15 protein-coding genes are annotated in these 18,180 nt (G+C 47.3%); 10 read left to right on the top strand and 5 right to left on the bottom strand.

Annotated features, from left to right (window positions below):
• Window positions 1-36 precede the first annotated feature (36 nt).
• The 3 genes from maeB to K9N75_RS15000 all read left to right on the top strand — a co-directional run bounded on the left by maeB (window position 37) and on the right by K9N75_RS15000 (window position 3,786).
• A complete protein-coding gene (gene maeB / locus K9N75_RS15010; RefSeq protein ID WP_008814119.1) occupies window positions 37-2,316 on the top strand; it encodes an NADP-dependent oxaloacetate-decarboxylating malate dehydrogenase in 2,280 nt (759 codons plus the stop codon).
• A 72-nt stretch (window positions 2,317-2,388) separates the two neighbouring features.
• Window positions 2,389-2,853, top strand: coding sequence for a GNAT family N-acetyltransferase (locus tag K9N75_RS15005; RefSeq protein ID WP_008814118.1), 465 nt, complete (start codon window positions 2,389-2,391; stop codon window positions 2,851-2,853).
• Between the two features lie 90 nt (window positions 2,854-2,943).
• Window positions 2,944-3,786 carry a ChaN family lipoprotein gene (locus tag K9N75_RS15000; protein ID WP_008814117.1) on the top strand — a complete coding sequence of 281 codons (843 nt, stop codon included), beginning with the start codon at window positions 2,944-2,946 and terminating at the stop codon, window positions 3,784-3,786.
• A 214-nt stretch (window positions 3,787-4,000) separates the two neighbouring features.
• Here the strand turns inward: K9N75_RS15000 and K9N75_RS14995 are convergent, their stop codons facing one another.
• Together K9N75_RS14995 and K9N75_RS14990 are read right to left on the bottom strand one after the other, a co-directional pair.
• Window positions 4,001-5,647 carry a methyl-accepting chemotaxis protein gene (locus K9N75_RS14995; RefSeq protein WP_130995907.1) on the bottom strand — a complete coding sequence of 549 codons (1,647 nt, stop codon included), beginning with the start codon at window positions 5,645-5,647 and terminating at the stop codon, window positions 4,001-4,003.
• 349 nt (window positions 5,648-5,996) lie between these two features.
• On the bottom strand, window positions 5,997-6,755 hold the full coding sequence (locus tag K9N75_RS14990; RefSeq protein WP_008814115.1) for an SDR family NAD(P)-dependent oxidoreductase: 759 nt from the start codon (window positions 6,753-6,755) through the stop codon (window positions 5,997-5,999).
• Window positions 6,756-6,877: 122 nt separating this feature from the next.
• Here K9N75_RS14990 and K9N75_RS14985 point away from each other — a divergent pair, with 122 nt between their 5' ends.
• Complete coding sequence (locus tag K9N75_RS14985) at window positions 6,878-7,783, top strand: LysR family transcriptional regulator (RefSeq protein WP_224452619.1); 906 nt, start codon at window positions 6,878-6,880, stop codon at window positions 7,781-7,783.
• A 19-nt stretch (window positions 7,784-7,802) separates the two neighbouring features.
• Here K9N75_RS14985 and K9N75_RS14980 read toward each other — a convergent pair whose 3' ends face one another.
• Entirely contained in the window at window positions 7,803-8,711 is a 909-nt protein-coding gene (locus K9N75_RS14980) for a LysR family transcriptional regulator (RefSeq protein ID WP_061059775.1), read from the bottom strand.
• Between the two features lie 378 nt (window positions 8,712-9,089).
• Here K9N75_RS14980 and K9N75_RS14975 point away from each other — a divergent pair, with 378 nt between their 5' ends.
• From K9N75_RS14975 to eco, 5 genes are all read left to right on the top strand, one after another.
• On the top strand, window positions 9,090-9,731 hold the full coding sequence (locus tag K9N75_RS14975) for a hydrolase (protein WP_008814112.1): 642 nt from the start codon (window positions 9,090-9,092) through the stop codon (window positions 9,729-9,731).
• A 68-nt stretch (window positions 9,732-9,799) separates the two neighbouring features.
• On the top strand, window positions 9,800-10,342 hold the full coding sequence (locus K9N75_RS14970; protein WP_008814111.1) for an antibiotic biosynthesis monooxygenase: 543 nt from the start codon (window positions 9,800-9,802) through the stop codon (window positions 10,340-10,342).
• 27 nt (window positions 10,343-10,369) lie between these two features.
• Complete coding sequence (locus K9N75_RS14965) at window positions 10,370-12,238, top strand: amidohydrolase (protein ID WP_130995906.1); 1,869 nt, start codon at window positions 10,370-10,372, stop codon at window positions 12,236-12,238.
• Window positions 12,239-12,427: 189 nt separating this feature from the next.
• On the top strand, window positions 12,428-14,020 hold the full coding sequence (locus tag K9N75_RS14960) for an ABC-F family ATPase (protein ID WP_040012360.1): 1,593 nt from the start codon (window positions 12,428-12,430) through the stop codon (window positions 14,018-14,020).
• Between the two features lie 231 nt (window positions 14,021-14,251).
• Window positions 14,252-14,764 (top strand): serine protease inhibitor ecotin, encoded by a 513-nt coding sequence (eco, locus tag K9N75_RS14955; RefSeq protein WP_008814109.1) that lies wholly within the window; start codon window positions 14,252-14,254, stop codon window positions 14,762-14,764.
• Window positions 14,765-14,820: 56 nt separating this feature from the next.
• Here the strand turns inward: eco and K9N75_RS14950 are convergent, their stop codons facing one another.
• Together K9N75_RS14950 and leuE are read right to left on the bottom strand one after the other, a co-directional pair.
• Window positions 14,821-15,174, bottom strand: a complete 354-nt coding sequence (locus tag K9N75_RS14950) for a helix-turn-helix domain-containing protein (protein ID WP_008814108.1) — start codon at window positions 15,172-15,174, stop codon at window positions 14,821-14,823.
• A 537-nt stretch (window positions 15,175-15,711) separates the two neighbouring features.
• Complete coding sequence (gene leuE / locus K9N75_RS14945; RefSeq protein WP_004088748.1) at window positions 15,712-16,347, bottom strand: leucine efflux protein LeuE; 636 nt, start codon at window positions 16,345-16,347, stop codon at window positions 15,712-15,714.
• A 360-nt stretch (window positions 16,348-16,707) separates the two neighbouring features.
• Here leuE and K9N75_RS14940 point away from each other — a divergent pair, with 360 nt between their 5' ends.
• Window positions 16,708-18,162, top strand: coding sequence for a phospholipase D family protein (locus tag K9N75_RS14940; RefSeq protein WP_039188227.1), 1,455 nt, complete (start codon window positions 16,708-16,710; stop codon window positions 18,160-18,162).
• Window positions 18,163-18,180: the final 18 nt, after the last annotated feature.

The following is an 18,180-nucleotide window of genomic DNA, read 5'->3' as shown; positions in this document are numbered from 1 at the left end:
GAAACCTAGCTCTTATAAAGCAAAAAGGACCCTACGATGGACGAACAATTAAAACAAAGTGCGCTTGATTTTCATGAGTTTCCAATTCCAGGCAAAATCCAAGTTGTGCCGACCAAGCCCCTCGCTACTCAGCGTGATCTAGCGCTCGCGTATTCACCGGGCGTGGCGGCTCCCTGTTTGGAGATCGCCGCCGATCCGCTTGCCGCTTATAAATACACCGCACGTGGAAATCTAGTGGCCGTTATCTCTAACGGTACCGCGGTGCTTGGCTTGGGGAATATTGGTGCACTCGCGGGTAAGCCTGTCATGGAGGGCAAGGGCGTCCTGTTTAAGAAATTCGCCGGAATCGATGTGTTCGATATCGAGGTTGATGAGCTTGACCCAGATAAACTGATCGACGTCGTGGCGGCATTAGAACCAACGTTTGGCGGCATTAACCTCGAGGATATCAAAGCACCTGAGTGTTTCTATATCGAGAAAAAACTGCGCGAGCGGATGAAGATCCCCGTTTTCCATGACGATCAGCACGGCACAGCCATCATCTGTACCGCCGCCGTACTCAACGGTTTGCGCGTAGTGAAAAAACAGATTAGCGATGTGCGTCTTGTGGTTTCAGGCGCAGGCGCTTCAGCGATTGCCTGCTTAAACCTGCTGGTGGCGCTGGGGTTGAAGCGTGAAAATATTACCGCCTGTGATTCCAAAGGGGTTATCTATCAGGGGCGTGAAGAGAACATGGCTGAAAGCAAGCGAGCCTACGCCATTAAAGATAATGGCTGGCGTACGCTGTCGGACGCGATCCCGAATGCGGATATTTTCCTTGGCTGTTCTGGTCCAGGCGTAATGACACAAGATATGGTGAAAACCATGGCGCGCGATCCGCTGATCCTTGCGCTGGCAAACCCTGAACCTGAAATTCTGCCACCGTTGGCCAAAGCGGTACGCCCAGACGCAATTATCTGTACGGGGCGCTCAGATTTCCCAAATCAGGTGAATAACGTACTGTGTTTCCCATTCATCTTCCGTGGTGCGCTTGATGTGGGAGCAACCACCATTAACGAAGAGATGAAATTAGCCTGTGTACATGCTATCGCCGATTTGGCGCTGGCTGAGCAAAGTGATGTTGTGGCTTCTGCTTATGGCGATCAGGATCTCTCGTTTGGCCCTGAATACATCATTCCAAAACCGTTCGACCCTCGCCTCATTGTAAAAATCGCGCCTGCGGTGGCAAAAGCCGCAATGGATTCTGGCGTAGCAACGCGACCCATCGAGGATTTTGATGCTTACATTGAGCATCTGACCGAGTTTGTTTACAAAACCAATCTGTTCATGAAACCGATTTTCTCACAGGCGAAAAAAGAGAAAAAACGTGTCGTGCTGGCGGAGGGGGAAGAGGAGCGAGTACTGCATGCGACGCAAGAGTTGGTTACGTTAGGTATCGCATCGCCGATTCTGGTTGGACGGCCTGATGTTATTGAAATGCGCCTGAAAAAACTGGGGCTGCAAATTGAAGCCGGAAAAGATTTTGAGATCGTGAACAATGAATCCGATCCGCGCTTCAACGAATACTGGCGTGAATACTACGACATCATGAAACGTCGTGGCGTATCGCAGGAGCAGGCACGCCGTGCGGTCATTGGCAATCCAACCTTGATCGCCGCCATTATGCTGCAACGGGGTGAAGCTGATGCCATGATTTGCGGTACGATTGGTAATTACCACGAACATTACGAAGTGGTACACAACGTGTTCGGTTTCCGTGAAGGGGCACATGTTGCGGGGGCGATGAATGCGCTACTGCTGCCAAGTGGCAACACCTTTATCGCCGATACCTATGTGAACGACGACCCAACCGCCGAGCAGTTGGCTGAGATCACCTTGATGGCGGCTGAAACCGTACGCCGATTCGGGATTGAGCCTAAAGTGGCTCTGCTGTCTCATTCCAGCTTTGGGGCTTCAGATTGTCCCGCCGCGCGCAAAATGCGTCGTACATTGGAATTGGTCAACGAGGCTGCGCCAGAGCTTGAGATTGACGGTGAAATGCATGGTGATGCCGCATTGGTGGAAAGCATCCGCAATGATGTGATGCCAGACAGTCCTTTGAAAGGCGCCGCTAACATTTTGATCATGCCAAATATGGAGGCTGCACGTATTAGCTATAACTTGTTGCGCGTCTCCTCTTCGGAAGGTGTGACCGTCGGGCCAGTGTTAATGGGGGTCAGTAAGCCGGTGCATATTCTGACGTCTATTGCTTCGGTTCGCCGTATCGTCAATATGGTAGCGCTGTCCGTGGTTGAGGCACAGACGAAGCCGCTATAAAGCTGTTATTGTTGGGTTTTCTAATGCCGCCAACGGTCAGTTGACGGCATTTCAATTGCTGAGGGAATTGCTATGTTGATTGAAAAAATTGACGATAACTCACCCTATATCCCACAAATAGCCGCATTGCTGCATTGGGAATGGTCAAGCTTGCCACGCTGGAGCACGCAGGAGGGAATTCAGCAGCGCTTTATCAAACGTAATCATGTCGATAGCGAGGAGTTCACGTTGGTTGCCTACGTTGAAGATGGGCAATTGCTAGGCACTGCCAGCGTTATTGTGCATGAATTGGATGACCGTCCCGAACGCCGATTTTGGCTTGGTGAAGTTTTTACGCCCCCAGAACATCGCGGTAAAGGCGTTGGTTCGGCGCTCACCAAAGCCTGTGTGGCACAGGCGCAGCAGAAAGGTATTAAACAGCTTTACCTTTATACGCCCGATCAGCAGAAGCTCTATCAACGATTAGGCTGGAAGGAAATCGAAAAACGCGAAGTTTCTGGTGAATGGGTTTCAGTGATGAGTTTAGATCTCGGTTAGCGAGCCTGATCCGCTGCCGGTAAATGCCATATGACAATGATTATCATTAAGTTTAAACTACAGGAAACTTAATGACTCAAAGGTTATGGCATGAAAAAGATTGGACTACTGGCGGCGGCTTTTTTATTAAGCGCCTGTGGCATTGGCCAGCACACCCAGACTATCCATGCAGTGCCGCAGGATAATATTGTTGATCTCCATAGCGGACAGAAACTCACGCCGCAGCAGCTGCTAGCCAAACTCGGCGATCGCCCGCGCGTTATTGTGGGGGAAAAACACGACAATCTCCAACATCATCAAATCGAACAATGGCTGGTTGAGTCTTTACCACGCCAGCGAACGCAGGGCAGTGTTTTGATGGAGATGATTACGCCGAGCCAGCAAGACAAGGTCAATGCGGTAAAAGACCAGTTAAAGCAGGGGAAAACGTTGACCGGTCAGCAGATTACAGAACAAACAGCATGGCAGAAAGGTTGGACGTGGGAGCTGTATTCCGGCGTAACAACCGCGGCGTTAGCGGGGTCATATCCACTGCTGTCAGCGAATCTCGATCGCAGCGAAATTAAAAAATTCTATGAGCACCCACTTGCGGTGACCGGTGCGCTGAGTACCCAGCCTTCGGTACGTGAAGCGATAGCTAAAACGATTGAAGAATCCCATGGCGGTAAGTTAGAACCTAAACAGGCGAAGGCTATGCTCGCTATTCAACAACAGCGCGATCGCCGCATGGCTGAAAGCTTGCTTGCTGCACCGACGCCCGCGTTGCTTATCGTTGGCGGATATCATGCTAACCGAGCGTTAGGCGTACCGCTTCATGTCGAAGATATTGCGCCTATGACTGAACTCACGGTGGTGATGCTAGCGGAGGAGGGCGTAAAGGTTGATAAAAGTAACGCGGATTTTGTGTGGTACACAAGGAAAGCTAAGCCTTAAATAGATATAACGATGCAGCGTTGTGGTGTATTAGCGTGATATTTCATCCTCCACGCTTTTATCCGAAACGGTAGCTAAGCGTCGCGGCAGGCCACATCCCTGTGGCCTTTTTACCTAACACGAGCGTCTGCACCATGGTAGGCGTATGGAATATGACACTGAACGTCATTTAGCCTTAGATTCAATGTATTCCACTACCTCAAAAGCGATCACCTCAAAAGCTATCCCAATTCTCTCCGTTATCTTCAACGACCGCTTTCAGTTTCGGCGCAGGCGTAGCCTGTGGCTGAACGCGCACGACCGCAGGCGCTGACGAGGAGAGTTTAAAAAGGGAAACGGTTTGATTCAGGCGATCGGCCTGATCTTCCAATGCGCTTGCTGCGGAGGCTGATTGTTCAACGAGAGCGGCGTTTTGCTGGGTCACTTTATCCATTTCGTTAACCGCCTGCGCAATTTGCGCAATTCCACGACTCTGCTCTTCGGAAGCGCTTGAGATTTCCTGCATAGTTTCGGTGACTTGGCCAATGGAGGTCACAATTTCTGTCATGGCTACGCTGACATTTTCCACTAGATCGTTGCCCTGACCGACGCGCAACACAGATGCATCAATCAGCGTTTTGATCTCTTTAGCCGCTTGGGCGCTGCGCTGTGCCAAGCTACGAACTTCACCTGCCACAACGGCGAAGCCACGGCCTTGCTCACCGGCGCGAGCCGCTTCAACTGCCGCATTCAGTGCCAATATATTGGTTTGGAAGGCGATGCCGTCGATGACGCTGGTGATATCACCGATTTTGCGTGAGCTATCAGCAATATCGCTCATGGTGACGACCATTTTGCGGGTAATTTCACCGCCGTTGACCGCGCTTTGTGACGCTCGCTTCACCAGTGAAGTCGCTGCACTTGCGCTTTCAGCATTGTTTTTCACCGTTGCAGAGAGTTGCTCCATGCTAGCGGCCGTCTCTTCCAGCGAACTGGCTTGTTCTTCAGTGCGGCTTGACAGATCGCTATTACCTGCGGCAATTTCTTGTACGCCGGTATAAATATTCTGAGTACCGGCACGAACAGCGCTAACGGTATTTGCCAGCTCATTGCGCATATGGCTGAGCCCCTGCATCAGTTTCCCAATTTCGTTATTTCCGCTGGCGTTAATTTCAATGGCTAAATTTCCGTGTGCAATCTCAGCCTGATAGTCAATGACCTGATTAATTTTGTTGAGTACATATTTTCTGATCCAAACCAGAACCGCGCCGGTTAGTAGAACAAAGACGAAAATAAATGTCAGAGATAACGGCACCATCTGGCGATAACTGGCCTGTGCCGCGTCCGCGGCAGGTGTAATAATATCGTTAGCAACGTAGGCGGAAGTATCATCAAGTGCAGACATAAAATGCATGGCAGAACTATTATGCATAATTGATTGGAAACGTGCGATATCGCTATTTTCTAAGCTAATAATTAATTGCAACAGATCGCCACGTGCTTTTTCATACAAATTTTTGACATTCTTGGTACGCTCGTTTTCGCTCTGGTTTGAGTGTGATAGTTGATAGAATTTCTCCATCATTTGATCGACTTCGGTGAGGCGCTGGCGTAATTCACCAAGGGACTTTTTGGCGTCATTGCTTTGTGGCTGGGTGGCTAGTATTAGCGCATCTTTAAGAACTTCTTCACGAATCTCGGTCACCGAAGCGTAAGCATTATCCATCGCCATGATTTGATTAAAGCCGGAAGAGATTTGTGTGAGGCGATTATTGGTTCCGGAGGCGTCTAGAATGCTCCATACACCGGAGAATATCTGAATAATGCAGAATAGGGCTAAAACCCCCATTAAGCCTTGGGATATTTTTAATCGTTCGAACATAGCACAACCTGAAATTTTAATGAGATGCCAATACGGCAAATAGCACTCGCTTTGCCGCGGGAAGTGCTCTTTGTTTTCGGCAGGTTGAGGTAAAACTTTAGTGATTAAAGAAAATCTGATTATAACGTTGGTATTTATCTATAGATTTTAACTTCCATATTTTTATTTGAAACATAAATATAACATTGAGTCGTTTTTTATTCAGTGAAAAACTCAGGGATATTTATTTGGATTGAACTAAAAGCAGGCTTATCTTTTCATTTAAACTCAATAAGCATGTATTTATATGAAGAACCTTCCCACTACGAGTGGGAAGGGGAGTAAGGTGAAAAGCACAACGCCGTTGAAATTATAGGAACATACCGCCTGATGCCTCAATACGTTGTCCATTCACCCAGTGAGCATTATCAGAAAGCAGCATGCTAACGGCTTTACCAATATCTTCAGGTAGCCCTACACGCCCCAGCGCCGTTTGTGATGCAATGAAGGCGTTAACATCTTTATTATCGCGTACCACTCCGCCGCCAAAATCGGTTTCAATCGCGCCTGGTGCCAAGATATTCACGCTAATCCCGCGAGCGCCAAGCTCTTTAGCCTGATAGCGGGTAAGCACCTCCATTGCGCCTTTCATAGCAGCATAGGCGGCAAAACCAGGCAGAACAAAACGGCTGAGACCGGTAGAAATGTTCAGAATACGCCCACCGTCGATCATGACTGGCAGCAGAGTTTGGGTGAGAAAGAACGGCCCTTTAAGCTGGATGTTCATCAACTGATCGAATTGCTGTTCACTGGTTTCAGCAAAAGGAGCATTGATGCCAATACCGGCATTGTTAACCAAAAAATCGATAGTATGACGTCCCCACTGTTGCTTGAGCGTTTGCTCTAAACGCTGACGAAAATCGGCAAATGTGGATATTTGGCTGACGTCTAACGGTAAAGCCGCGCTTTTAGCTCCGGCTTGCTGGATTTGCTGTGCCACATTTTCAGCTTCCTGTTGCTGAGTACGGTAGGTGAAAATGACATCAATTCCCTGAGCTGCTAGATGCAACGCCATGCTTTTACCTAAGCCACGGCTCGCGCCGGTGATCAATGCAATTTTATTGCTCATATCTAAAACCCTCGTGTTAGGCGTCGCCTGAGTTAGCGATGTCGATAAGCATATTGTTTGTTTTAAGCGAGATAAACATGCTAAAAATGACCACACTGTTCATTTAAATAGAATAATTGATGATGGATAAAATCAGCGCCATGCAGGTATTTGTTAGCGTAGCTGAGTTGTCCAGCTTTAGCCGTACGGCTGAGCGATTAGGACTGCCTAAGGGCTCGGTGTCGGGGGCTATTCAGCAATTGGAAAACCAGTTTGGTACCCAGCTTCTGCACCGCACGACGCGCAAAGTCACGCTTACGCAAGATGGACATCGTTGTTATGAGCGCTGTAAAGGTTTGTTAGCCGATATTGATGAACTGGAGAGCCTGTTCCGAACATCTAGCGCGCCTCTCTCTGGCCGCCTACGCGTTGATATGCCAAGTGGGTTAGCCAAAATTGTCATCCAGCAGTCTTTGGCTGAGTTCTTGATGGCCCACCCCGAGCTGGAATTAGAGCTCAGCAGCAGCGATCGGCGAGTGGATCTCATACAAGAAGGTTTTGACTGTGTGGTTAGAGTGGGGGCGCTGCAGGATTCCGCGTTGATCGCTCGTCCATTGGGTCAATTGCAAATGGTGAACTGCGCGAGCCCCGCTTATTTGCAAAAGTATGGCTGCCCGCAAAACGCCACCGATCTCCAGTCTCATCAGATGGTTCACTACCAAAACGCTCAAGTTGGGCACAGCGATAGGTTTGAGTACGTTACTGCGCAGGGGGATGTGCAGCAAGTGGAGATGCAAGGGGCGTTAACGGTTAACAGCACTGAATCCTATTCTGCAGCCTGCATCGCGGGGCTGGGTATCATTCAGGTACCCATTATTGGTGTGCGGCATGCGTTGGATACCGGTACATTAGTGGCGATTCTTCCTCAGTTATCACCGCCGGCGATGCCCGTATCGCTGTTGTATCCGCATCGCAGAAATTTGGCTAGGCGGGTACAAGTTTTTATGGACTGGATGTCAGACATTATTCGCCAGCAATATGTGCAATAAAGGTGCTGTGACTTGAGATTTAGTCGTAGCTGTACATATGCTGGATGAGTTCGCTGTTTAGAATTTTTTCACGCCACCAGCGAGAGGCGATCCCTTCTGAGGTATTACACCATCCTAAATACGCGAGATCTTTTTGGCGACTAGATGTCGTTTGCTTGGCTATTAGCACTCCGCTTTTTAAATAAGGTTCAACGATATGGCGTGGCATAAAACCGCAGCCTAAACCTGAAATCAGCGCCAGCAATTTATGATTGAAATCATAAACCACCATTCGTTCTTGCTCTTGCAAATAATTTGTCGTTTGACCGGTACTGAATTTTGCTGTGTCGCCGATAACAATAGCGCGATGTGTGCCAATCATCGTCGGATCAAGTGATTCATCAATTTTAGCTAGCGGATGTGCGGGGGATACGACAAACACATTTTCAAGCATGCCTAGCATACGATAAGAGAACTCTGTCGATGTGGGAGGTTCATTGATGGCGCCGAGAATAATATCTGCGTCGTTTTGCGTTAACTGTTCCCATGAGCCTGAAAGAGTATGATGAGTGAATCTGAGCTGGGTTAGACACCCAAGCTGATAAAACTCTTCAATCATTGGCAGCAGCAAATGAAATGGGAAAGACCCATCGATAGCGATAGTGAGCTCTTTTTCCCATCCGGATTCAATTTGGATTGCTTGTTTTTCTAGATCGCGTGCGGCACTAAGAAGTACCCTACCTTTCTCTAGAACGACTTTACCTGTATCGGTAAATTTGGCTCTATGCCCAGAACGATCCAGTAGTTTGATGCTGAGATCACTTTCTAGCTTTTGCACCATATAGCTGAGTGCTGCGGGGGTTTTGAAGAGGGATTCTGCAGCTGCTGCAAAACTGCCGTGCTTTTCCAGCGCATCCAGAATCAGCAGAACATCTAAATTTACTCGCATCGTGACCTTCTACTATTACTAAAAATAATCCTAGCATACGTAAATATTAAGTTTTGCATTACTGGGAGTAAATCTAGGAAATTTCTTTTTGGGGTGGAATGCTTAATTAACGTTAACTCTACCAATGGGTTACTGCCATGTATAGCGCTATGTTCTCTTTATAAAGAGATTTTAGGGAAATTAAAATAGGTAAAGTGAAAAATATCAACAATACTATTAGTTCGATAATGATAAATAAGATTTTACTCAACATAAAATAACTTAATGAGTTGTTAGAAAATTCTAGCTATCAACCATTCTTATGAAACGTTTAGGATGAACCCTGTTCACAGAGAGTACGCGTGTACACTCTAACCTAATGATAATTAAGGATGCCTTATGTCAATTCGTGAATTAATCGATCCTCAAAACTCCACTTTGATATTTATAGACCACCAGCCGCAAATGGCATTTGGTGTGGCTAATATTGACCGTCAAACCTTGAAAAATAATACAGTTGCATTGGCTAAAGCGGGTAAGATCTTCAATGTTCCAACGATTTATACCTCGGTCGAAACCAAAAGCTTCAGTGGCTATATTTGGCCAGAATTGCTAGCTGTTCACCCTGACATTAAGCCTATTGAACGTACCTCCATGAATTCATGGGAAGATAAGGCTTTTGTTGAAGCTGTGAAAGCTACGGGGCGCAAAAAATTAATTATTTCAGCGTTGTGGACTGAGGTATGCCTAACGTTTCCAGCACTGATGGCTTTAGAGGAAGGTTTTGAAGTTTATGTTGTAACAGATACTTCAGGGGGAACATCTGTTGATGCCCATGAGCGTGCCGTTGAACGTATGGTACAAGCAGGTGCAGTCCCCGTAACTTGGCAACAGGTTATGCTGGAATACCAACGTGATTGGTCGCGCAAAGAAACCTACGATGCCGTAATGGACTTAGTGCGTGAGCACAGCGGTGCCTATGGCATGGGCGTGGATTATGCTTACACTTTGGTGCATGGGGCTCCAGAACGTAAAGCGTAAACTCACTGCAACCTGCGGCGGGCGATGTTCCCGCCGAGATCCCACTTTTTCCCTCAGGATGCCCCGAAATGTCAGCAACCAATACCGTTACCTTGGCTATTACGCATAACCTGCAACCTAATCAAGCAAAAAGCTACGAGGAGTGGCTCGCACGCATTATGCCTGCCGCTCAGCAGTTTCAGGGGCATTTGGGAGTGCATGTTATTAGGCCCTCTGCGGGCAGCGATGCTTATAACATTGTGATTCGTTTTGACACCTTGGATAACCTTTATGCATGGATAAACTCGGAGCAGCGTAAAACGCTGGTGGCCGAAATCGCCCCGATTTTGGCACAGGCTGAGCATTATGAGGTGCGCACTGAGCCTGAATTTTGGTTTACGCCAAGCAGTCCAACGGTAAAGAAACCGAAGAAGTGGAAGCAGTTCCTAATAACGCTGCTTGTCATTTTTCCCAGCACAAATCTGGTGCCGAGGGTGACAGGAACTCTATTTCCCACGTTGAAAGGCTCCTTAGCATTGCACCTGATCAATGATGCCTGCGTCGTAGGACTGGTGGTGTTTATGTGGATGCCGCTGGTTACCCGAATATTTGCTGGTTGGCTGAAGAAATAGCCGATCTTCGCGATAGGAGTAGGACTTATGTCTCAAAACGCTTCACTGATACTCACTAATGGTCAGTTTCATACGCTTGACCGTGAAAATCCGCTGGTGGATGCCGTAGCCATTAAGGACGGAAAAATTCTGGCCGCCAGCAGCACAGCCAAAGTGATGAGCTTTGCTGGTGATGACACTCAGATTGTTGATTTAAAAGGTCATACCGTTATCCCTGGTTTAAATGACTCCCACTTACATCTGATTCGTGGTGGTTTAAACTATAACCTCGAACTGCGTTGGGAAGGGGTGCCTTCCCTTGCTGATGCGCTACGTATGCTGAAAGAGCAGGCCGATCGCACGCCGTCACCACAGTGGGTGCGGGTTGTGGGAGGATGGACAGAGTTTCAGTTTGCTGAATGCCGCATGCCAACGATCGAAGAACTCAATGAAGCCGCGCCAGATACTCCCGTCTTTGTGTTACATCTTTACGATCGCGCATTGCTAAATCGCGCTGCGTTAAAAGCCGTGGGATACACTAAGGACACGCCGAATCCAGCGGGAGGGGAAATCGTACGTGATGCAAAAGGCAACCCAACTGGGATGTTAATTGCAAAGCCCAATGCGATGATCCTGTATGCCACTTTAGCGAAAGGCCCGAAACTCCCGTTGGAGATGCAGGTCAACTCCACTCGTCAGTTTATGCGTGAGTTAAACCGTTTGGGGGTGACGAGTGCGATTGACGCTGGGGGAGGATTTCAAAACTACCCAGAAGATTACGAAATCATTCAGCAGTTACATGACGAAAAACAGATGACCGTACGCATTGCTTATAACCTGTTCACGCAGCGTCCTAAGCAAGAATTGGATGATTTCCAGAAATGGACGGATATGCTGACGCCGGGGCAAGGTAGTGATTTTTATCGTGCTAATGGCGCAGGTGAAATGTTGGTATTCTCAGCGGCAGATTTCGAAGATTTCCTACAGCCGCGCCCTGATTTACCGGAAGACATGGAAGATGAATTGGAGCGTGTAGTTCGCCATTTGGTTGAGAATCGCTGGCCGTTCCGGATACACGCGACTTACAACGAATCTATCTCGCGTATGCTGAATGTGTTTGAGAAAGTGAATCGTGAAATCCCGTTCAGCGATCTGCACTGGATTTTTGATCACGCAGAGACCATCACAGAACAAAATATTGAACGTGTCAAAGCATTGGGGGGCGGCATTGCAGTACAGCATCGTATGGCGTTTCAGGGCGAGTACTTTGCTGAGCGCTATGGCATGGATGCAGTGAAACAAACTCCGCCAATTAGCAAAATGTTGGAGATGGGGGTTCCTGTGGGGATGGGAACCGACGCAACGCGAGTAGCCAGTTATAATCCATGGACTGCGTTGTACTGGTTGGTCTCTGGTCGCACCGTGGGGGGGATGGCGATGTACGATGATAACAATCGCTTATCGCGTGACGTTGCGTTAGAGCTATGGACTGCCGGTAGCGCTTGGTTTTCCAATGAACAAGGCAAAAAAGGTCGGATTCAGGCTGGGCAGTTAGCGGATATGGTCGTGCTATCTCAGGATTTCTTTAGTGTTCCAGAAGAAGCCATTAAGGGCATTGAATCCGTGATGACCATCGTGGATGGTAAAGTGGTATACGCCGCAGGCGCCTTTACTCCGCTAGCCCCGCCGCCGATTCCGGTTGTGCCAGAATGGTCGCCGGTTGTGAGCGTGCCTGGACATTACCGCTCGGCTCCTCCGGTTGCTAATAAAACGGGCGTGATGGCGCAAACCCATCAATGTTGCGGTTCATGTGGTGTACACGGTCACTCACATGATAAAGCGCGTAAATCAGCGATCCCAGTGTCAGACGAGCAGGCATTCTGGGGCGCTTTAGGCTGCTCCTGCTTCTCATTCTGACTTGAAGTGCTTGTAACTCAAGATGTTGCTGAAGGTGGCGGTATTCATTGCTAGATGCCGCTACCTTGCCTTCCTACACGACATACCCCTATTTTCATTATCTCCTTTTCCATCTTGCTCTCAAGGGCGATAAAAGCGCCAACTTATGGCATAATGTGCCCAAAATCACATTTGTTAAGAGTACTAGTCTTGTTAATCAGCAATAACATCACGATGCAGTTCGGCAGTAAGCCGTTGTTTGAAAACATTTCCGTCAAATTTGGCGGAGGTAATCGCTATGGTCTTATCGGAGCAAACGGCTGCGGTAAATCCACGCTGATGAAAATTCTCGGCGGTGATCTGGTACCAAGCGGCGGTAATGTCTTCCTAGATCCGAACGAGCGTCTGGGTAAACTGCGTCAGGACCAGTTCGCATTCGAAAATTATACCGTTATTGATACCGTTATCATGGGCCACACTGAATTGTGGGACGTGAAATCAGAGCGCGATCGCATCTATGCACTGCCAGAAATGACTGAAGAAGAAGGCTATAAAGTCGCCGATCTAGAAGTTGTTTATGGTGAAATGGATGGGTATAGCGCAGAGTCTCGCGCCGGTGAACTTCTGCTGGGCGTGGGTATTCCTGTTGAACAGCATTATGGTTTGATGAGCGAAATCGCTCCGGGTTGGAAACTCCGTGTGCTATTGGCTCAGGCGCTGTTTTCTAACCCAGATATTCTGTTGCTCGACGAACCGACCAACAACTTGGATATCGATACCATCCGTTGGCTGGAAACCGTGCTGAACGAACGTAACAGCACCATGATTATCATTTCCCATGACCGTCACTTCCTGAATATGGTGTGTACGCACATGGCCGACTTGGATTACGGCGAACTGCGCGTATATCCAGGTAACTACGATGAATATATGACGGCGGCAACACAGGCGCGTGAGCGTTTGATGTCTGATAACGCCAAGAAAAAAGCACAAATTTCCGAGCTGCAATCATTTGTTAGTCGCTTTAGCGCCAACGCATCTAAGTCTAAGCAGGCAACTTCTCGTGCGCGCCAAATTGATAAGATTAAGCTGGATGAAATTAAAGCGTCTAGCCGTCAGAACCCTTTCATTCGCTTCGAGCAAGACAAAAAGCTGTTCCGTAATGCGTTGGAAATTGATGGCTTGAGCAAAGGTTTTGACAATGGTCCGCTGTTTAAAAACCTAAGAATGCTGCTGGAAGTGGGTGACAAGCTGGCCGTTTTAGGTACTAACGGCGTGGGTAAATCAACCTTGCTGAAAACGCTGGTGGGCGAACTGCAGCCAGACACGGGTTTTGCTAAGTGGTCTGAAAACGCCAATATCGGTTACTACGCACAGGATCATGAAAGTGAATTTGCTGAAGATCTGACGCTGTTTGATTGGATGAGCCAGTGGAAACAGCCGAATGATGACGAGCAGGTGGTGCGCGGCTACTTAGGGCGTCTGCTGTTTAGCCAAGACGACATCAAGAAATCAGTGAAAGTGCTGTCCGGTGGTGAAAAGGGCCGTATGCTGTTTGGCAAGTTGATGATGCAGCGTCCCAATATTCTGGTGATGGACGAACCTACTAACCACATGGATATGGAATCCATCGAAGCGCTGAACATGGCGCTGGAGATGTACGAAGGTACCCTGATCTTCGTTTCACACGACCGTGAATTTGTCAGCTCTTTGGCAACGCGTATTCTTGAAATTACGCCAACCAAGACCATTGATTTCTCCGGTAACTATGAGGATTATTTGCGCAGCCAAGGCGCAGAATAATTCAGTATAAATAGATAAATATCGGCTAAATAAAGCTGTACCGTTTTACGGTATGGCTTTTTTTCTAACATTTTGTAGTGCGACTGTTGTTATTTATGACTCCGTGTTTTCCTCACCCTCTTTATTGTATATCTTTAGTTGGGATTAATAGGAATTAACCTATGATATATTTGTCCGGACTATGATAATTTAGTTTGGTTAATATCATTATCAGAATAGTAGGGATATATAATGAACAAGATTTCAGCCGTATTAGCCAGCCTGTTGTTGGCATCTTCTGCCGGTGCAATTGCAGCCACCGCAGAGTCTCATGAAGATATCAGCAAACAACCTTTGGAAAAGGTTGCGCCATATCCGCAGGCGGAGAAAGGCATGAGCCGTCAGGTTATTTACTTACCAAAGCAGGAAAATGAAAACAACTTTAAAGTTGAACTGATGATTGGTAAAACGATGGAAGTTGACTGCAACCACCATATGATGGGCGGAAAACTGGAAAGTAAAACGTTATCCGGCTGGGGCTATGATTATCTGGTAATGGATAAAATTTCCGAACCAGCATCAACCATGATGGCTTGCCCAGACAACACCAAACGCAGCGAATTTGTTATCGCTAATTTGGGCGATGCCGCAATGCAGCGTTATAACAGCCGACTGCCTATTGTGGTTTACGTGCCGCAGGGTGTCGATGTTAAATATCGTGTATGGCAGGCTGATGCGAAACTGCAGGATTCAGTGAAAAAATAATGTCATTCCCCTCCTGACCATCCTTAGTAAGGACGGTTGGGAGGGGATAGAACGGTCTAGCTGTCGGTCGATGGCGATGGGGTTTGTCTGAATATGCCTGGAGAAGTACCGAAGCGCCTTTTGAATGCGCGGGTGAAAGTTTGCTGACTGTCAAAACCATACTGTAGCGTGATATCCATAATTTTTTTGTCTGTGCGTTTTAGTTCCGCTGCCGCTCGCATTAAACGACGGTGACGCACATAGGATGCCAGATTATCCCCAGTGACCTCTTTAAATAATCTTTGCAGATACCATTTAGAATATCCTGCTCGCTCGGCGATATCATCAATCACGATTCGCTTATCTAGATTTTGTTCTATCCATTCAGACAGTGACTCTACCAGCAGCTGATGTTGTCCTTTAGTGCTCAATTTAATCACCTTAGTCTGTGGTCTTGCACAAACAAAAAGATAAATTCCTGACCAGAGATACTACTGGACATGAAAATAAAATGAACAACAATTCAATAAGGATAAATATATTTTTGTAAAGTTATCTCAATAAAAATTCCAGAATAAATTCTGAGTAAAAGAGTGTTTGGATAATAAACAAATAAGGACGAAATATGAATTCCGTCTTATTAGGAAACAGAATGCTTGATTTTTATGAGAAGGATTGATTATTTCTGGTAACTCGCCTAACCACCTCACTTCTTTTCTTACAGCCGCAGCCTGCCGTGGGTATTATTCAATAATGCGTGTTCAGCTACGGATATCGTAAAAAGGCGACGAATCTGTTGGCGCTGTTGAGTGACGTAATAGACTGAGCGTTGTGCATAAAAAGCGCCATCACAGGTAACGACATTCGTTTAGGAGAGTGGGTTTACCCCACCGTAGTGTGCTCCCCTAAAATCAAGCTTAAGTGAACGATGTTACCATTTTCAGGCGCTTTTCCTCATTTTCAGCTTGCTAGGCGGATGTGGCGAGCTTAGTCGCGAATCCTAAGAACAGCAGACCAACCATTGAGTTTCCCAGTTTTGCTAGGCGTTTCTTTTCGCTGAGGAAATGCGCCAGCGCGGCACCAGAGAAGATCAGCAGCGTCATATAGCAGAAGCTAATCATTTCTAAGATAACCGCCAGAATCGCAAAAGAGACGCCGGTATGCGCATAATCCATATCAATAAATTGCACAAAGAAGGAAACGTAAAACAGAATCGCTTTGGGATTCGTTAAACTTAGGGTGAGAGCTTTACGGAATGTGTGCTCAGGCTCTTCTTTAGCGGCACTTTGCTCTTGGCCTTTTTTCGCCAACGTGCTGTAAAGGATTTTCAGCCCAAGATAGAGCAGATAAAGCGCGCCTAACATTTTTACCAGAGAAAATAAAAACGGCGAAGAGCGGATGAGCGATGCAATGCCGATGTAGGCGCAAAAGATGAGCACGGCGTCACCGATAAAAACGGCGAGAGCGGCCTTATAACCCTCTCTGACTCCCCGTGTAATACCGGTCTTGAGGACAAACAGCGTATTCGGCCCCGGTACCATAATGATGAAAATCGCACCTAGTACATATGTCCAGATATTGAGTACACCATAGCTCTCAAACACAACAACCTCACCCTTTGTTCACGCGATTAATACGTTGTACATGCAGGGACAAATCGCCCTTAAAATCGAAGGCGTATTGTACTCTTTTAAAAGGGTTTTGGCAGCAGAGTGTGATCTGTATAACATTTAGACACTGGAACATTTAATGTGCAGCTTACGCGCGGTGTTTACGCTCCTCTTTTTAAGCAATAAATGCGTTATTGGTGGCAATTTATCGGCGAGCACTCTTTTGAGAAAAACCCTCTGCATGCGGTTTTCCTGCCATGCTATATTTTTAGCCTATGATGTATGCACACGGTTTGGCTTCGTTTTTATTCGATAGCCTCTTTTATAAGGGTGATTCTGTGAGTTATTTTTGCTATGAGCAATAAACCTGCTATCGAGACTCGCCTAGCCCGATTGATTCAGCCTTTATGTCAGCTTCATCCTGAACTCAGCGGCGTATACCCGCTAGAAAAAGGCAATGACGCTTTTGCTGCTCGCTATTTACTGGCCAACATGGCTGAAAAAACGCTGGATGTTCAGTATTACATTTGGCACAATGATATTTCCGGACGCTTGCTGTTTAACGCCTTATTTCGTGCCGCTGAGCGTGGCGTAAAAGTACGGTTGCTGCTGGATGACAATAACACTGGCGGGCTTGATGAGTCTTTGCGTCGCCTGAATGCCCATCCCAACATTAGCGTTAAATTATTCAATCCTTTCAAGCTGAGAAGGATGCGCTGCTTATGTTATTTGACTGACTTTAAACGGCTCAACCGTCGCATGCACAACAAAAGCATGACGTTTGATGGTCAGGCAACCATCGTTGGCGGGCGCAACGTGGGTGACGAATATTTTGGTATTGGCGATCAGGCGCTATTTTCAGACTTAGATGTGCTGGCCGTGGGGAAGGTGGTTGAGGACGTATGCCAAGATTTCGAGCGATATTGGCACTCAGCCTGTGTATCTCCCGCCGAAGATGTGCTGGGTAAGGCTTCGGATTATCGCTATTTACACGGGTTAACGATTGCTGAAGTCGGGGGGCGGGCGAGAGCTAAAGAGTATTTAAAGCGTCTACGCGACAAATTGTTAGCGCGCCAAATGGAAAATAATCAGCTTTCGTTAACCTGGGCAAAAGTACAGTTATTTAGTGACGACCCGCGAAAAGGGTTAGGGGAACTTGCTACCAAGGCGCTAATGGCTTCACGCCTGTTCGAGATGATTGGCGTGCCAAAAATGAGCATGGATATTATCTCTGCCTATTTTGTTCCCACGCGAACCGGTGTTTCACAGTTGGTTCATTTGTCGAAGCAAGGTGTGAAGATCACCGTTCTGACTAATTCACTGGCGGCAAATGATGTGGCTATCGTCCATGCAGGATATGCCAAATGGCGGAAAATGCTGCTGCGCTGTGGAATCGAACTCTTCGAAATGAAAGCGAACGAAACCGAAGATGTTACGCGTAATGACCGCCTACGTGACCGCGGTTTAACGGGGCATTCTGGTTCGAGTTTGCATGCGAAAACTTTTGCCGTTGATGGCAAGCTCGTATTTGTTGGATCTTTTAATTTTGACCCGCGTTCTGCACGGTTAAATACCGAGATGGGATTTGTGATTCAGAGCGAATCGTTAACGACGTTAACCCATCAACGCTTTATTGCCAGTTTGCACGACAAAGCCTTTCAGCTAATTCTCACTCGGCGAAGGAAGATTCACTGGATAGAATATGAAAACGGCAAGGAATACATTCACCGTAAAGAACCAGATAGTCCGTTATACAAACGTATTTTGGCGCGTATTGCCTATTATTTGCCGATAGAGTGGATGTTGTAACTCATGTTAAACCTGCGC

It is taken from the genome of Hafnia paralvei (genome assembly GCF_020150375.1).
In the GTDB taxonomy this organism is placed as follows: Bacteria; Pseudomonadota; Gammaproteobacteria; order Enterobacterales; family Enterobacteriaceae; genus Hafnia; species Hafnia paralvei.
The sequence above is the reverse complement of the archived record's forward strand: the minus strand, read 5'-3'. Positions and strand labels throughout refer to the sequence as shown.

Coding starts and splice junctions, on each gene's coding strand:
- maeB (WP_008814119.1), top strand. CDS start 37: ATGGACGAACAATTAAAACAAAGTGCGCTTGATTTTCATGAGTTTCCA.
- K9N75_RS15005 (WP_008814118.1), top strand. CDS start 2,389: ATGTTGATTGAAAAAATTGACGATAACTCACCCTATATCCCACAAATA.
- K9N75_RS15000 (WP_008814117.1), top strand. CDS start 2,944: ATGAAAAAGATTGGACTACTGGCGGCGGCTTTTTTATTAAGCGCCTGT.
- K9N75_RS14995 (WP_130995907.1), bottom strand. CDS start 5,647: ATGTTCGAACGATTAAAAATATCCCAAGGCTTAATGGGGGTTTTAGCC.
- K9N75_RS14990 (WP_008814115.1), bottom strand. CDS start 6,755: ATGAGCAATAAAATTGCATTGATCACCGGCGCGAGCCGTGGCTTAGGT.
- K9N75_RS14985 (WP_224452619.1), top strand. CDS start 6,878: ATGGATAAAATCAGCGCCATGCAGGTATTTGTTAGCGTAGCTGAGTTG.
- K9N75_RS14980 (WP_061059775.1), bottom strand. CDS start 8,711: ATGCGAGTAAATTTAGATGTTCTGCTGATTCTGGATGCGCTGGAAAAG.
- K9N75_RS14975 (WP_008814112.1), top strand. CDS start 9,090: ATGTCAATTCGTGAATTAATCGATCCTCAAAACTCCACTTTGATATTT.
- K9N75_RS14970 (WP_008814111.1), top strand. CDS start 9,800: ATGTCAGCAACCAATACCGTTACCTTGGCTATTACGCATAACCTGCAA.
- K9N75_RS14965 (WP_130995906.1), top strand. CDS start 10,370: ATGTCTCAAAACGCTTCACTGATACTCACTAATGGTCAGTTTCATACG.
- eco (WP_008814109.1), top strand. CDS start 14,252: ATGAACAAGATTTCAGCCGTATTAGCCAGCCTGTTGTTGGCATCTTCT.
- K9N75_RS14940 (WP_039188227.1), top strand. CDS start 16,708: ATGAGCAATAAACCTGCTATCGAGACTCGCCTAGCCCGATTGATTCAG.